Genomic DNA, 15,778 nt, shown 5'->3' with positions numbered 1-15,778 from the left:
AAGTAAATAGGGACGGCATCATGGCGACAACACTGCAACACCTCCTCGAGCAACGCATTCTGATTCTCGATGGCGCCATGGGGACCATGATTCAGGGCCATCAACTCGAGGAGGACGACTTCCGGGGCGATCGCTTCGCCCAGTGGCCCTGTCAGCTGAAGGGCAACAACGATCTGTTGTCACTGACCCAACCGGAGATTATTCACGGCATTCATCGCCAGTACTTGCTGGCCGGCGCCGACATCATCGAAACCAACACCTTCAACAGCACCACCATCGCCATGGCCGATTACCAGATGGAATCGCTGTCGAAGGAGATCAACTACGAATCTGCCAGGCTGGCGCGCCGAGCCGCCGATGAGGTGGCCGCCGAGACCGGCCAGCCTCGCTTCGTGGCCGGGGTACTGGGCCCCACCAACCGAACCTGCTCCATCAGCCCGGACGTCAACGACCCCGGCTACCGCAACGTCAGCTTCGATCAACTGGTGGACGCCTTCAGCGAGTCCGCCCGAGCGCTGATCGACGGCGGCGCCGATCTGCTGCTGGTGGAGACCGTGTTCGACACCCTCAATGCCAAGGCGGCCCTGTTTGCCATCGATACGCTGTTTGAGTCACTGGGACGCTCCCTGCCGGTAATGATCTCCGGCACCATTACCGATGCCTCCGGCCGCACCCTGACCGGCCAAACCACCGAGGCGTTCTATAACTCCCTGAATCACATAAAGCCCGTCGCCATCGGTCTCAACTGTGCCCTGGGCCCCAAGGAGCTGACCCCCTACGTCGAAGAGCTGTCCCGCATCGCCGACTGCCCGGTATCGGCCCACCCTAACGCCGGCTTGCCCAACGAGTTCGGCGAGTACGATGAAACGCCGCAGCAGATGGCCGACATCATTGGACAATGGGCTGCGGAAGGTTGGCTCAACATCGTCGGTGGCTGCTGTGGTACCACGCCGGAGCACATTCGAGCGATTCGCGACGCGGTGTCGGCACATCCGCCCCGGGCATTGCCGCAGATTCCGGTAGCCTGCCGGCTGGCGGGGCTGGAGCCCTGCACCATCGGCGCCGACTCGCTGTTCGTCAACGTGGGCGAGCGCACCAATGTCACCGGCTCGGCCCGGTTCCTGCGGCTGATCAAGGAGGGGGACTACGAAACCGCCCTGTCGGTCGCTCGCCAACAGGTAGAGAACGGCGCCCAGATCATCGACATCAATATGGACGAAGGGATGCTGGATGGCGTCGCCGCCATGGAGCGTTTCCTGAAATTGATCGCATCGGAACCGGAGATCGCCCGAGTACCGATCATGATCGACTCTTCCAAGTGGGAGGTACTGGAAGCGGGACTCAAGTGCATTCAGGGCAAGGGGGTCGTCAACTCCATCTCCATGAAAGAGGGGGAAGCGGAGTTTATTCGCCAGGCGACGCTGATTCGCCGCTATGGTGCCGCCGCCATCGTGATGGCCTTTGATGAACAGGGCCAGGCCGACACCTACCAGCGAAAAGTGGAGATCTGCACCCGCGCCTACCGAGTGCTGACCGAACAGGTGGGGTTCCCCCCTCAGGACATCATCTTCGATCCCAACATCTTTGCCATCGCCACCGGCATCGAGGAGCACGACAACTACGCCGTCGACTTCATCGAAGCCTGTCGTACCATCAAGCAGACCCTGCCTCATGCCCTGCTGTCTGGCGGCGTCTCCAACGTGTCGTTCTCTTTCAGGGGCAACAACCCGGTCAGGGAAGCGATTCATGCGGTGTTCCTCTATCACGCCATCCACGCCGGGCTGACCATGGGCATCGTCAACGCCGGTCAGTTGGCGATCTTCGACGACATTCCCGAAGCGCTGCGACAGCGGGTGGAAGACATCGTCCTCAACCGGCGCCCCGATGGTACCGAGCGGCTGCTGGCGGTGGCCGATGACTACCGCGGCGACGGCAAGCAGCAGCAGGACCCCAAGGATGCTCAGTGGCGCAGTCTGCCGGTGAATAAGCGGCTGGAGCATGCCCTGGTTAAGGGCATCACCGAGTTCATCATCGAGGACACCGAACAGGCACGGCTGCAGGCCAAAGAGCCCATCGAAGTCATTGAGGGCCCGCTGATGGACGGCATGAATGTGGTGGGGGATCTGTTCGGCGACGGCCGCATGTTCCTGCCTCAGGTGGTTAAATCTGCCCGAGTGATGAAGCAGGCAGTGGCCCACCTGACGCCCTTCATTGAAGCCTCCAAGAAAGAGGTCAGCTCCGCCGGCAAGGTGGTGATGGCCACGGTCAAAGGGGACGTGCACGACATTGGCAAGAACATCGTTGCGGTGGTGCTGCAATGTAATGGCTACGAGGTGGTGGACTTAGGGGTGATGGTGCCGGTGGAGAAGATCATCGAAACCGCCATCGCCGAAAACGCCGACGCCATAGGCATGTCCGGGCTGATCACCCCGTCCCTGGACGAGATGATTCACAACGTCAAAGCCTATCAGAAGGCCGGGCTGGATATTCCCTGCTTTATTGGCGGGGCCACCACCTCCAAGATCCATACCGCGGTAAAAATTCATCAGCACTACCCGGCCGGGGCGGTGTACGTCCCCGACGCCTCTCGAACGGTGCCGGTGGTGGCCAAACTGATCGACCAGAGCCAGCGCCGGGCCTTCGTGAAGGAGGTCTATGCCGATTACGCCGAGCTGAAGGCCAAACGCGAGGCCCAGGGACGACGCAAAACCCTGGTCAGCCTGCAGCAGGCCAGGGACAACCGCAATCAGATTGACTGGGATAAGTACACCCCGTTTGCCCCTCAGCAAACCGGCATTCGCGTCTTTAAGGACTACCCGCTGGAGGATCTGATTGAGCGCATCGACTGGACACCGTTTTTCCGCAGCTGGGGCCTGCATGGCCGTTACCCCGAGATCTTTGATCACCCCAAGGTGGGTCAGGAAGCCCGGGAGTTGTACGACAACGGCCGCACCATGCTGACGAGCCTGATGGAGGAGAAGTGGCTGAGCGCCGCCGCGGTCATCGGCCTGTTCCCAGCCAACAGCGTCGATCACGATGACATCGAGATCTATGAGGATGAATCACGGCAATCCACCCTGACCACCCTGCATATGCTGCGCCAGCAGATCGAACGGGCAGGCAACAACAACTTTGCCCTGTCCGACTTTGTGGCCCCCAAAACCAGCGGCAAACGGGACTTCATGGGCGCCTTTGCTGTCACCGCCGGCATTGGCATCGAGCCTCACATCGCCCGCTTTGAAGCCGCCGGCGACGACTACAGTGCCATCATGCTCAAGGCGCTGGCGGATCGGCTGGCCGAGGCCTTTGCCGAGCGAATGCACGAGCGGGTCCGCAAAGAGTTCTGGGGCTATGCAGCCGACGAGCAGTTAGACAACGGCGATCTGATCCGTGAGCGTTACAAGGGCATCCGTCCGGCGCCCGGCTACGCCGCCTGCCCGGATCACACCGAAAAAGGGCTGTTGTGGCAATTGTTGCAACCGGAGCAGCGCATCGGCTTAGCGATCACCGAAAGCTACGCCATGTACCCAACGGCAGCGGTGTCAGGCTGGTACTTCGCCCATCCTGAATCCCGCTATTTTGGCGTCACCGACATCGGCGAGGATCAGCTCGAAGACTACGCCCGCCGCAAAGGCTGGAGTCTGGAGCAGGCTAAAAAATGGCTGGCGCCGCTGCTGCATGGCTAAGATCAGTTTTGCCTCAGCGCCAAACTGTCCAGGTAGAAGTCGAGGGGGCCATTCAGGTCCTCCAGGCTGAGACCTTCAGGACCGGCATGCAGCGCCAAGGCAAAACCATGCAGGTAATCCACCAACAGACACAGCGCCTGCTGTTGCTGGTCTGGCGTCAGTGCCAATGGGGCCAACGCCTGCTCAAATCGCTCACCAAAGACCTGTGCCGGGCCGGTACTGGTCATGGACAGCAGGGTCTGCAGCAGGCCACTGTGATCGGCAAGCAGCTGCAGATAACTTTGGCTCAGGCGGGTCAACTCCTGCCGCCAGTTCTGGCCCTGTTCGGGTTGATAGACACTCGACACCAGGGTGCAACACAACGACTCCAGCAGCGCTGCCTTGTTGGGAAAGTAATGGTATAACGCCATGACATCCACCTGAAGCTGCGCCGCCAAGGCGCGCAGACTGGGGACCTTGCCCTCGCTCAACAACAGCCGGTGTGCCTGTTCGATGATCCGCTCTGCCGACAACCCCGACTGACTCGACAGCGGCCGGCCGCGCCGTTTGCCCTTGACAACCATTGATGCTCCTCTCTATGCTTCACCCAACAATTCTACATTGTAGAATTAGTGTCATTGCGTTGCAAATGGGTAAGGAGCATTTATGAATACCGTCTATCTCGGAGTCAGCCTCGATGGTTACATCGCCGATCGTCAGGGAGGCCTGGAGTGGCTGCACAGCATCCCTAACCCAAATCACGATGACTTCGGCTTTGCCGACTTCATGGCCCGTGTGGACGCGCTGGTGATGGGCCGAAACACCTTTGATACGGTGCTTGGATTTGACTGCCCCTGGCCATACAACAAACCGGTCTTCGTCGTCAGCCGCACCCTGACCTCGGTGCCTGACCACCTCAGCGACAGGGTGCAGTTGATTCAGGGAGAGCCGGTTCAGATCTGTAACGAACTCAAAACGCTGGGATACAGCAACCTCTATATCGATGGCGGCGTCACCATACAGCGCTTCCTGCAGGCGGGGCTGATCGATGAGCTGATTCTGACTCAGGTGCCGGTGTTGCTTGGAGGCGGCGTGCCCCTGTTCAATGAACTGGAAACGCCACAGCAGTTTGAGTTGGTCGGCTCCGAAGTGCTGCTCAATGCCCTGGTAAAAAGCCACTATCGACGCAAACAGCCCCCTGTTGACACCAGCACCGAATAACCTCGGCACAGCAAGCGCTACGACTTCGGCAACAGCCCTTCCAGCAGGGCCGCCGCCGGAATCGCCCGACAGCCACTGGCATTCTGCCCACACCACAAGGGTGAAAAATCGCTGCTGTGCTGAGCTTCAGCCAGTTGCCTCAGGGCAGTAATGGCCCCACTGGCATGGGGAAACGCCGGCACTCCCTCCGGTCGGGGCCCCAACTCCCGAATCACCCGGTTGACAATGCCGCGGGCCGGGCGACCGGAAAACAGCGTAGTCAACGTGGTATGACCGGCCGCTGGGCTCTGCAGGGCCTGACGGTGGAGTTCACTGGTTTTCGCTTCATCACAGAGCAAAAATGCGGTGCCTACCTGCACCGCCGAGGCCCCCAGCTTCAGGGCAGCAGCCACGCCCTGGCGATCGGCAATGCCACCGGCGGCGATCACCGGCAGTGACACCGCCGCCGCCACCTGAGGCAGCAACGCCATCAAACCGGATTGCAGGCTGAGATCTGAGCGAAGGAAGTGGCCCCGGTGACCTCCGGCTTCCAGTCCCTGAACAATGATGCCATCGGCACCGTGAGCCTGCAGCCACAGCGCCTCCTCCACCGTGGTGGCTGACGCGATGACCTTGGTGCCCCAGCTCTGCACCCGCGACAACAGCGCCTCATTCGGTAGCCCGAAATGAAAACTGACCACCGCCGGTCGGTACTCGGCTATCACCGCCGCCATCTCGGCACTGAACGGCTGCCTGGCGGGTCCCGCGGCAAGCCCGTCGGTGCTGCCGCCAAACTGCTCAAAATAGGGTTGCAATCGATGGCGCCAACGCCGCTCGGCCGAAGCCGACGCTGCCGACGGTGAGTGGCAGAAAAAATTCAGATTGACCGGCGCGTCGCAGACCTCGGCCAGGCGTGCCAACTGCTCACTCAATGCGGCAGGCGTTAACATGGCACATGGCAGAGACCCCAAGCCACCGGCGTTGCTGACCGCCGCCGCCAGTTGGTAATCCTGAACACCGGCCATCGGCGCCTGAATGATGGGATAACGGGTGTGAAACAATGCAGCGCTCGACATACTCACTCCTTGTTGTCGACAAAGCGAAGGGCCTTCCTGCCCCAGCGGGTGCACCACCAGAAAACGGTGCACGCAATCTAGAGTGATGGAATTGCAGGGAAAATTCACTAAATCAGGAAAAAAAGTCCGCGTTGGTGCCAATGTTGCTGAATTTGTCAGCCCGGGCGGCAATAGGTTGCAGCAGTGTTTTTTAAAATCTGCTAGTCTGCGGCAAGAATCATTTCAAGGACACCCCTATGCGAAGCAAGCTTGCCCTCGCCGCCATGGCGCTGCTAATGGCCATCAGCGCTCAGGCCGCCGATCAAATTCTGACTCTTGAGGATGGCCGCCAGGTCATTCTGCGAGACGACTTTACCTGGCAATACCTGGCCCCGGCCAAAGAGCCTCAGCTCGACAGCACCCCGAAGGCCGGCAACAGCGCCCCCGTGGCGGCCATTCCGGTGAGCAGTGCGCCGCCTAAAGTCGCCACCAGCATACCGGCTAAACCCATGTCCAGTGGCGTAAAGGTGGTACCAGGGCAAGACAAAGACGTGATGCAGCTGTCGGACTCAGGCGCAGACATCCTTCTGGGCCACGCCAGCTACGAAGGCGGTGAACTGGTGATCTTCACTGCCATTACCAACCAAGGGCGGCAATCGATCGTTGAGATTGACCTCAGCATTCGAGTCATGGATGAACATGGCCAGATTCTGGCCGATGATACGGTTCCGGTATGGCGCTCCATCAAACGGATGGCCGATACCTACCTGCGTCCTGGCAGCAGCAAACCCGGGCTGGTGATTCGAATTCCGGTGGAACAACGGGAAGTCTACCAATTGAAAGTGGAAGTGGACGATCTATCCACCCGCTAACCCGCCATCGCAACAACGGCGCCTCGGGCGCCGTTGTTGCTGTCCTTTAGCAAGATCAAAACCGCTTCACCACGCTGAAGGCACCCCGAACCTGTCCCAGCTCATAGCCTCGAGCGTGGTCATCGGGATAGAGGCTGTCGATGGCCTCTGCCAGCTGCGGTGCCACATTGGCGCCATGACACGTCAGGCAAGGCCCCTGAATGCCGATGGCTTTCATCAGCCGATACTGCTGTTCATCGTACTGGCTGGCCAGTAATTCAGATACCGGTTCACCGTCGGCATGGCGCCGTTCAAACGCGAGCAGACTCTGACGCTCCCAGCCATCGGCCGCGCCCGCCTGCGGGTTTCTCGGCTTCAGGCTGAGGCGTTTAATCTGCCAGCCGCTGCGCGCCTCCAGTTCGGCGGCCATCTGCGGCGCCTGCTCCGCGCACACCGACACCGCGGCAACCGGCCCTCCTTGCTGCATCGCTTGCATCAGTGCCGGTTTCAGGGTGCCGGCAAACTCGGCAATCAGTGCCAGGCCTTTCTCCTGCAATGCCTGCTGTTCCAGCGGCTCTGCCTGCCCCTGCAGTGGCAGCAGGGTTGCAGCCAACACTACCCAGGCGCACCTTACACATTCCTTCGCTGTCATCGTCCCTTTCCTTGGTCATTGGCTCACAGAGCCTGTTTAATTAATTTAGATATATCTTATCAAGAAATTTCTAATTAACAATCTTCACCGGGAGGATATCGATGCCAGAGAATCAGCGCCGCTGCCAGCAACAACTGGTCTTTCAGAATAAACACCCCGGTTCCATTCAGCAGCGGAAACTGATCCTCCGGGTTCCAGCCTGGCACGGAAAACAGAAAACTGAGCGTCCCCAAGGCCGTCGCGGCGATGCCAGCCACGCCGAGACACCCCAGCACCCGACTGACGGGGAAGCAAACAATCAACCCCATAAACAGTAACTCCACGCTGCCAATGAAATTGGAGGCCCCCTGGACATCCCACAGATCGTAGGTCCAACTGAACAACAGATTCGACTCCATCAGTCGAACGATGCCCTCCGCTTCGTAGCTGTGAAATTTAAGAAAGCCGATCCACCCCATCACCAGCACAATGCCCATCATGGCCAGGTGGGTCATCAGCCCTTTGCCAGCTTCAACCCAGGCGAACCGTCCGGACTGATGCCCCAGATCCACAAACAGATACCCAGCCACCGCCAACATCGCCAGGTATTTGATCAGCCCCTGACCGGCCCCAAGGTAGGGAAAGCCCCAGCCCTCGACAAAAATCGGATTGGTAAACAGATACAGCAGATTCAAGCCAAAAATCACCATCGCCATCGCTGCCCCAAGGAAGGCCTGACGCCCGCCCCACAATCCCGTCAACACCAGCACGCCTGCCAGCACCTCCGCCACCATCATCAACAGCGCCAGAGTCTTCAGCGGCAGCCACTGCAACAACGGCGCAAACAGGCTGCTGTTGGACAACCAGTAGTCGCTCATTTTCAGCTCGGAGGGGGTCAACTTCAGCCCCCCCAGCCAGATTAAATACACAGACAGCACCAGTACCAGGTAGCGCCGAAGGGCCTGCTCACTCAGGCGGAGACGGGAAAACGCAGCAATCACATTCATCAATATCAGTCCATGGGTCACAATTTCAGCGCGCCAGCGGCCCGCTCGTTGCGATAACAGACCGCACTCGAACCGCGGCCATTTCATCGCTGCCGCGGCTTTTTTTGCTGCGGGTCAGAGCGACGAAATGAAAACCGTTCAACTTCAGTGTAACAATCTGAAAATTAAGCTAATTAAGCGTTTATCTCCTTGAGGAAAAATGCCGATTAATTGAGCATTATAAAAACCAGCGCGGGTGACATGCTTTTTTCTTATCCGAGTAGCATTTTCGTATCCTCCCGTTTGAAAAACCGATACAAAGAGAGTAAAACCAAAACCGAAAACAACAGAAGTGACCACCACAGAGTCACTCAGCAAGATAAAAACCCAAATATTCCAACATTTTCGCAACAAAGGTGTTACCCGTGCAAAAGACGAAAGGCCTGTTAGGCAACATTGGCATTCAGGTGGTCATCGCCATGATCATCGGTACCCTGGTGGGTATCGCCATGGGAGAAAGTGCAGCGGTATTTGCCCCGCTGGGTAGTATCTTTATTCATCTGATCAAGATGCTGGTGATCCCCCTGGTGGCCGTGGCCATCATCAGTGGCGCCGCCGGACTGGGTAACAGCCACGCCGCCGGTCGCGTCGGCCTAACCACCCTGGGCTTCTTCGGCCTCACCTCCGCCGTGGCGGTAGCCCTGGCCCTGGCCATGGGTGAGATCTTTCAGCCGGGCATCGGCATCGACTTCTCCTCCGTCAGTGCCATGTACGAAGGCAACCTGGCTGCGAAGGGTGAACTGCCGACCTTCTGGGCCACCATGGTGGGCATGATTCCCACCAACGTCTTCTCCTCCCTCAATGACGGCAACATCCTGCAGATTCTGGTGTTCTGCCTGTTCTTCGGCATTGGCCTGTCTAAAGTGGAAGCCGCCCGCTCCCAGCCACTGATCGACGGCATCAATACCGTTGTCGATGCCTTCGTATGGATGATCAACGTGGTCATGAAGATCGCTCCCATCGGCGTCTTTGGTCTAATGGCAGAAGCGGTAGGCACGTTCGGCTTTGCCGCCTTGAGCACGGTCATGAACCTATTCCTGGTGTACGTGGCCACCATCCTGATTTACGGCTTCCTGTTCTACCCGGCAATGATCAAAACCCTGACCCGAATCCCGGTCAACAAGTTCATCTCCGCCATGAAGAAGCCACAGGCCGTGGCTCTGTCCACCGCGTCCTCCATGGCAACGCTACCGGTCACCATGGATGTGTGTGAAAAAGAGCTGGGCATTCGCAACTCGACCTCCAGCTTCGTGCTGCCTCTGGGCGCCACCATCAACATGAGCGGCAATGCCATCTACTACGGTCTGGTGGCGGTATTCTTCGCTCAGGCATTCCATGTCGACCTGGGCTTGGGGGCGTATGTCGCCATCATCCTGACCTCCACCCTGGGTGCGGTCGGTCAAGCCGGTGTACCTGGCCCCTCCTTCCTGGTGGTGGCCGTGCTGCTGGCTGCCGGCATTCCAATCGAAGGCCTGCCGCTGCTGTTCGCCCTGGATCGTATCTTTGACATGATCCGTACCGCCCTCAACATCACCGGCGATGCGGTCTGTGCCGCCATTGTCGATGAGATGGCCGGTGAAGCCCCCCAGAGTCAGCAACAGGATGCCATCGACCTGAGGTAATCCAACTACCGGTTAGACTCTGTTCAGGCCACCCTTGCGGTGGCCTGTTTGTTTTTTATGCGAGCGATGATAAAGTGAAACACTCATTCTAAACAGGTGTTTTAAAAGTATGGACGCTTTCAAACGGGACTTTCCCATTCACACCCCCATTCGCGTTGCCTGGGGTGAAATGGACGCCCTTCAGCACGTCAACAACGTGGTCTACTTCCGCTATTTCGAAACTGCACGTATCGATTTTTTTCATCAAATCGGCCTGATGAAAGAGATGCAGGCGACCGGCATCGGTCCCATTCTGGCCCAGACCCAGTGTCGCTTTAAGCGCCCGGTGACCTTCCCCGACACCCTGCACGTTGGCACCCTGATCAAGGATCTTCAGGATGACCGTTTCACCATGGAGTACCACATCTTCAGTGAATCGCAGCAATGCATCACCACCATCGGCAGTGCCGAGGTAGTGGTGTTCGACTTCAAAAACCAGTGCAAAGCCACGCTGCCCGCCGCCATTCGGGCGCAACTGGAACAATACAGCGCCGGCTGACCCGCCCCAGTCAGGTGGCCGCCGGCTGCCTGGCTGCCCAGCGACGACTCCAGCTCCTCGGTCTCCCTCCCCTCGGCAGCCAAGTATTTCCGTCATCGACTTCATCATTGGCCGCTGGCGGTCGCCTTACACTATTCCTGCATCGAAAAAACATGTTAACCAGTTGAAATACAGCAAAAAAACACCAATAAATTGCTGGTAAGCCGCGTCATAGTTGATACCATTCATCGCGCAAATTCACCTCGCCGTATCGACATTGAGCCAGCAGGGACTCCATGAAGCAGTTTGATAAACAGATCCTTATACCTCTCTCTCCCACCCAGCCCGCCAGCCTCAAAGCCGCCCTTGAGCGCTACCAGGAACTACTGGCGTCCGAGCAGGCATTTCGGCAAGAGATGGGGTTGATGCACAACGTCGAATTTGTGGCCAGTCAACCGCAGGGCCATCGACGCTTACAACCGGACGATGCCGGCAAGATGGAGCGGCTGCTGGCCTACGCCATGACCTGTGTGCGGGGCGGGATGCCCGCCCTGGTGAGCGACGACGACGAGGTTTATTTCAGCGAGGCGATCCTGTTTGCCGCCGCCCTGGGCCACCCGGAGCTCAAACCAACCCTGATAGCCACCGCCGAGGCGATGGTGGCCTTTGCCCGCCGCCGTAACGACAGCAGCGACATGTGGCTGGACGACTGCCACCTGTTCGGCCTGGAAGCCCTGTACATGCTGGCGGTGGAGCACGACGAATGCGCCTGGCTGCTGGCCGGCTTCTTCATCCCCTACTGGGACAGCGAACATGAGGACTCCCACGACACCCTGATGGCCCTGCTGGTTCAGGCCTGCGGCTGGAGCCGCGACCTGCTCAACGCCTATATCTACTGTGACAACCCCCAGGTGCGCCGCTCCTTCAACCAGCCGGATAACCATGGAGATCTGGCCGATTACCTGCAACAACATCCGCAGGAGTACCAGTGGTTCTGCGACCAGTTGAGTCAACGCCTGATCACCCGGCCACTGCTGGCCTATCATGACGAACACAGCCTGGATGAGACCCAGCCGGTATTGGGCTTCTTCCATACCATGAGGGCCGAGTGGCCGGTGGCGGCCGACCCCTACGACCAGGACCAGTGGCAGGATGAGGTCAACCTGCAACCCTTTTTGAACGGCAACATTGAAACGGCGGCGCTGGCCCTGCATCAGAACATCGAGCAGAACGCCAACGGCCCGTTGGTGGTGGTGGCCGAGGCGCACCAGGACAACGGTGATGACAGCAGTCAAGGCCCACTGTTTGATGACCAGTTTGGCAATGCCCTCAACTTTATCGGCGGCCTCGACCAGGGACCGATGCTGCGCGCCTATGTTCAGGGCGAGTTGGATCAGGACAGCGGCGAGCGCTTGCTGGCACAAGTGCCTGAATTCGATTTTGGCCGCATCGGCCGCTATGAGTACGGCGGCGCCGAGGCCTTTCAGGAAAACCTGGCCCTGTGGCTGAGCCGCCCCTTCGCTCAGGACGATGTGGTACCGACGTTCCCCTACTACTTCGAACGGTTGCTGAGTGAACGACGCGGTGTCGACAACGAACTGCGTTTGTTGGATCTGTTTTGGCGCCTGCTGGGGCGGCCGCAATTCCCCCGGCGAATGGCAGATACCCTGATTCAGGAGTTCGGTCACCTCAGCGAAACCGAGTATTGCGACCGTTACCGGCAGGATCTCAATAGCGAACAACAGCAGCACCAGGCACTCCACGAAGACCTCGAGTGCCTGTGGTGCGACGAGCTGGAACTGAGCGAGTTTGCCGCGCTGGACCAACGCACTCGAGCTCACCCCAGTCTGCTGGCGCCGGAACAATGGCCACAGACCCTGGGTGCCGCCACCTATGCCGCCTGGTGTGCCCAGGACATTGCCGTCGCCGACGGCGCCGCCGGCCGAATGACCGCCTGGCTGGATCAGCAGTTGATGCCGCTGCTGTGCCAACAGTTAGCCGAATACAGCAAAGACGACACCCTGCCAGCGGAACTGCAACTCTACCTCACCGACAACGAACCACAGCCGTTTGACCCGGCTCGACACACCCAGATGGCGGAACGGCTGGTCGCCATTCTGCACCATGACGGCGGCACCCTCGGAGATCGAATCACCGATCGGCAGCCCGCCTACGCCCTGCTAATGCACGATGACGGCTTTCAGTTTGGCCTCCATTGCCTATTCTGGCTGCACATTGCCAGCTGGCTGGACCGAGTCCCGCTTCGGCTCGAACGCCTGAGCCAACGACTGCTGCAACTGCTGCTGACCCTGGCGCCGCAAAAAGTCATCGGCCTGCTCAGCAAACCCCACTCCGACTACCCCCTCTATCAGGGCATCAACGATGTCGAAGCGGAGCACACGCTGCACCGTCAGCTGAGCAAGTGTGGCGTCAGTGACTGCGAGCTGGAGGTGTTCCGTCTGTGCAGTGACCAGCAGCTGGCCTGCTACCGGCCGGCCGATGCGCGCTTCTGGCAACGCTATGTGGCGATGCTGGACCACTATGGTGAGGCACGCCCCGATGACAGTTCCATGCTGGGCGCCAGTGCCTGGAACCAGTATCAACAGATGCTACAGGTACTGCGCAGGCGCGAGGATCGGGAGCGACTGCAGTTCTACCAGGACCTGATGAGCCGCCACCCCGAGGCGGTTCTGCCCCAATGGCTGGAGGAGGAGTTCACCCAGGCCCTCAACGGCTACCTGATCAGCAACACCGAGGTGGAGGAGGATCTGGACTGGCTGGAGCAACCGGCCCGTCGTCGCCAGATCGCCAACGACACTGCCGTAGAGGTGCTGGCCTACCTCAATGGCGACCGGGAGCGACAACAGGTGCAGGCAAAACTGGCCGCCACCCTCAGCCGGGAACTCAACGCCAGGACCGATGCCGAGAGCCGGCTGGGGCCGCAGTTCTATTTATGGGGGCTGCTGGACCAGGATCGCAGCGACCGCCTATTGACCCTGCTACTCAACCACCATGTCTCTGCCCTGAAGCTGCTGGCACCAGAGCCGCTGACCGACCTGTACGTGGCCCAGTTGATCCGTCAGGGCGAGTTGCCCCTGGAGCAGCGCTGGCAGCATCCGCAGGTGGGCCACATCACCATCCGTGACCCTCAGGCTCGCAAGGCGTTGATCCACCGGGCCGCCGAATGGGCACTGCAACGGTTGTCCACGCTGGATATCCCCGAAGGGGTGCGAGTGGCCTTTGCCTTCCAGTACCAGGTCGATGACTACCTGAAGACGATCGCCAGCCAACAGGCTCTGCCGCCAATGAGCCCCTACCTGTGCGGCAAAGATCGGCTGGCTCTGGCTGAGCGACTCGGGCAGCTGGGTCACTCCCGCCCTGGAATCAAGGGGCTGCTTCAAGACACCTCGGTGCGGGTTCGGGCGCTGGCCCAACGCCTGCTGGACAAAGAATGACAGGACCATCAATGACATCCCCTGTGATTGCCATTTATCGAGATGGCGGCTGCAACCAGCTGCGGGTGCTGACGCCGGTCGATCACAACCGCCAGCGGCTCATTTGGCAGGCGGAGCTGCTTGGTTCCGAGCACAAGGTCCTGATCGCCGAGCTGCTGGACACCGATCATCTCGTGGTGGCCGACGAATCCGGACGGCTGTTTTTCGGCGATATGAGAACTCAGCAACTAAAACCAGTTCAGGCCCTGCCGGTTCGGGGCCTGAGCGGTGGCTGCTGGCTGGATCGCGACCAACGGCAGCTGTGGTATGCCGCCGATATGGAGCGGGAGCCGGACGCGTTTGAGTCGCCGCGATTAATGGGCTGGTCGCTGCCCGACTGGCAGCTGATCGCCGATCTGCCACTGCCGGACTACATCAATACTCAAAGCCTGACTCGGCGCAATGACGGCCGTTTTCTGTTCTACAACCGCGGCCGTGGCGGCGATCCGGCTCGCCGCCACGGTTTCTACTGCTGCAACCCCGACAGTGGCGACACCGAGTTTCACCCTCTGGATTCCCGCCCCTTTCCCGAGGTGATGTATCACCACCGGGTGATGACCATCCATCCGGGACTGGAACTGGCGCTGATGCCCTGCATGGATACCCTGCCTCTCAACGCCCATCGCCTCGGCTACGGAATGCAACTGGTGGATCTGATGGAGTTCACCATCCTGTGGCGCCAGCCGGTGCGTTACCTGAGCCAGCCGCAGTGCGACTGCGATGCCGAGGAGTTTGCCACCCTGATAGCCCACGCCAGGGGAGAGTCCGTGGATGCCGATGACCTGGAGCAGGCGCTGGAGAGCTTCACCGAAGCCCTGGGGGACCTGAGGCTCAGCCAGGATGGTCGCACCCTGTGGCTGCAGTGGCTGGATGGAGCCGTGCAACAGCTCAGCCTGAACACCGGCCAACAGTTTGCCCTGGGTGACAGCCGGCTTTACCGTCCGAAACCGCAGCCAGACCATTTTCATGACCTTAACAACCCATTGACCCATCTCAGTTACCCGGCCTGGTCCCAGGCCCTAACGCCACTGGACGACGGCACCCTGATGACGGTGAACATGGACTACCAACAGCTGGATATCGGCAACCCGATAACCGACCCTGTTAGCGGCACTGTGTCGGTTCCCAGCCGCGTCTGCCCCCAGCCAGAGCTGGTGATGAGCGATGAGCAAAGGTTGGCCCATACTCAGGCGGGCAAACTGATCATCGAAGTCGGCTACCTGGCCCTGGCCGAAGATCGGCTGCAAGGGGCCAGGGAGTGGGCGCACCTGGTCGGCCAACTGCCTGACAGTGCAAAGGGAACCCGACTGGAGCCCAGCTTTTGCGACGCCGACGGCAATCAGGCCAACGAGCTTGAATTTGCCCGCGCGGCAATTCAGGCACCCGGCGGTGCCCAGTGCCTGGCCCAGGCAATCGAACTCCTCTGCCACAGCCCTCAGGCCGCTAGGCTGCGCAGCGGCGACAGCAAGCCCGCCCTGGCCGATACCGTATTGGCTTTGGCAGAGCACAGCATCGACCATCTGCCGCTGTTGGCAGCGTACTTCAATGTCATCGACGGCGAGCATTGTGCCCAATTCCATATGGAACACACCCTGCCGGTGATCGACAGCCTCTACAACCGCGGCTTATTCAAGCGACGTCACTATCGCCGTTTCATTCGGGCTTTGCCCTGGCCATTCAATGGTAAGGAATACTGA

11 protein-coding genes are annotated in these 15,778 nt (G+C 59.7%); 7 read left to right on the top strand and 4 right to left on the bottom strand.

The features are described 5' to 3' along the window. Positions 1-20: 20 nt before the first annotated feature. Positions 21-3,686, top strand: coding sequence for a methionine synthase (gene metH / locus J8Z22_RS04155; RefSeq protein WP_252008985.1), 3,666 nt, complete (start codon positions 21-23; stop codon positions 3,684-3,686). Positions 3,687-3,688: 2 nt separating this feature from the next. Here metH and J8Z22_RS04150 read toward each other — a convergent pair whose 3' ends face one another. Continuing rightward, positions 3,689-4,249 carry a TetR/AcrR family transcriptional regulator gene (locus J8Z22_RS04150; protein WP_252008982.1) on the bottom strand — a complete coding sequence of 187 codons (561 nt, stop codon included), beginning with the start codon at positions 4,247-4,249 and terminating at the stop codon, positions 3,689-3,691. A gap of 82 nt (positions 4,250-4,331) precedes the next feature. On the opposite strand from J8Z22_RS04150, the gene J8Z22_RS04145 reads away from it, so the two are divergent. Then, positions 4,332-4,886, top strand: a complete 555-nt coding sequence (locus J8Z22_RS04145; RefSeq protein WP_252008979.1) for a dihydrofolate reductase family protein — start codon at positions 4,332-4,334, stop codon at positions 4,884-4,886. Positions 4,887-4,903: 17 nt separating this feature from the next. Here J8Z22_RS04145 and J8Z22_RS04140 read toward each other — a convergent pair whose 3' ends face one another. Then, complete coding sequence (locus tag J8Z22_RS04140) at positions 4,904-5,941, bottom strand: nitronate monooxygenase family protein (protein WP_252008977.1); 1,038 nt, start codon at positions 5,939-5,941, stop codon at positions 4,904-4,906. Positions 5,942-6,177: 236 nt separating this feature from the next. Between J8Z22_RS04140 and J8Z22_RS04135 the strand changes: the two genes are divergently transcribed. Beyond that, positions 6,178-6,792: a DUF3157 family protein gene (locus J8Z22_RS04135; RefSeq protein ID WP_252008975.1), complete on the top strand. Its 615-nt coding sequence runs from the start codon at positions 6,178-6,180 to the stop codon at positions 6,790-6,792. 55 nt (positions 6,793-6,847) lie between these two features. On the opposite strand, the gene J8Z22_RS04130 is transcribed toward J8Z22_RS04135, so the two are convergent. Both J8Z22_RS04130 and J8Z22_RS04125 read right to left on the bottom strand, forming a co-directional pair. Continuing rightward, positions 6,848-7,423, bottom strand: a complete 576-nt coding sequence (locus J8Z22_RS04130) for a DUF3365 domain-containing protein (RefSeq protein ID WP_252008972.1) — start codon at positions 7,421-7,423, stop codon at positions 6,848-6,850. A 74-nt stretch (positions 7,424-7,497) separates the two neighbouring features. After that, complete coding sequence (locus J8Z22_RS04125; RefSeq protein WP_252008969.1) at positions 7,498-8,409, bottom strand: DUF417 family protein; 912 nt, start codon at positions 8,407-8,409, stop codon at positions 7,498-7,500. Between the two features lie 458 nt (positions 8,410-8,867). On the opposite strand from J8Z22_RS04125, the gene J8Z22_RS04120 reads away from it, so the two are divergent. The 4 genes from J8Z22_RS04120 to J8Z22_RS04105 all read left to right on the top strand — a co-directional run bounded on the left by J8Z22_RS04120 (position 8,868) and on the right by J8Z22_RS04105 (position 15,778). After that, positions 8,868-10,070 carry a dicarboxylate/amino acid:cation symporter gene (locus J8Z22_RS04120; RefSeq protein WP_371878126.1) on the top strand — a complete coding sequence of 401 codons (1,203 nt, stop codon included), beginning with the start codon at positions 8,868-8,870 and terminating at the stop codon, positions 10,068-10,070. A 109-nt stretch (positions 10,071-10,179) separates the two neighbouring features. Beyond that, positions 10,180-10,608, top strand: a complete 429-nt coding sequence (locus J8Z22_RS04115) for a thioesterase family protein (RefSeq protein ID WP_028114032.1) — start codon at positions 10,180-10,182, stop codon at positions 10,606-10,608. A 275-nt stretch (positions 10,609-10,883) separates the two neighbouring features. Then, complete coding sequence (locus J8Z22_RS04110) at positions 10,884-14,042, top strand: hypothetical protein (RefSeq protein WP_252008964.1); 3,159 nt, start codon at positions 10,884-10,886, stop codon at positions 14,040-14,042. An 11-nt stretch (positions 14,043-14,053) separates the two neighbouring features. Next, positions 14,054-15,778 (top strand): hypothetical protein, encoded by a 1,725-nt coding sequence (locus J8Z22_RS04105; RefSeq protein ID WP_252008961.1) that lies wholly within the window; start codon positions 14,054-14,056, stop codon positions 15,776-15,778.

Source organism: Ferrimonas sp. SCSIO 43195 (genome assembly GCF_023716685.1).
GTDB classification, from domain to species: Bacteria; Pseudomonadota; Gammaproteobacteria; order Enterobacterales; family Shewanellaceae; genus Ferrimonas; species Ferrimonas kyonanensis.
Note: the sequence above shows the minus strand (reverse complement) of the source record. Positions and strands in the feature narration are given on the sequence as shown.